A 534-nucleotide genomic window follows, 5' to 3' on the forward strand; every position below is an offset into this window, starting at 1 on the left:
CACTAAACGACTGGGTGTCTTTGCGTGGTAATGATTTTATTCAGTGATATAGTTTGATTCAATAAATCCGTAACAAAATTAGAGAAGAAGATATGCATAAAGTGATTCACGACACTGAAAGTGGCCTCTTTTGGGTTGATTTAGAGCAAGACTTCAAAGCAAAAGTGGTCTACGAGTTGAAAAATGATGTGATGCACATAACATCGACGGTCGTACCAGAAGAGCTGCGAGGCAAAGGTTATGGCAAAGTAATGATGGAAGCGGTACTCCCAGAAATTGAAGCACTGGGCTATAAAATCGAACCGGTTTGCCCGTATGTGGCGCATTACATCAACCGTAACCAAGCTTGGTCGCATCTTCTTGCTTGAGTATGAATGACCACCACCTTTTGTATCAAAATATCAGCCAGGATCTTGATCTCGGTGCATTGCTGTCGAGCGAAGTAATCCAGTCACTTTGGGGCGGTTACGGAGAATTGGTTCGGCTGATATTCGCTAAACGCTCTGTCATTGTAAAACACGTCAAATTGCCTAA

The 534-nt window shown here is 42.7% G+C and carries 1 protein-coding gene and 1 pseudogene; both read left to right on the plus strand.

What is annotated here, in order from left to right:
• Positions 1-92: 92 nt before the first annotated feature.
• Positions 93-368 (plus strand): GNAT family N-acetyltransferase, encoded by a 276-nt coding sequence (locus R7044_RS27700; protein WP_005462904.1) that lies wholly within the window; start codon positions 93-95, stop codon positions 366-368.
• Between the two features lie 2 nt (positions 369-370).
• A pseudogene (locus tag R7044_RS27705) lies at positions 371-534 on the plus strand (phosphotransferase); the annotation flags it as partial.

It is taken from the genome of Vibrio sp. 1402, assembly GCF_033340275.1.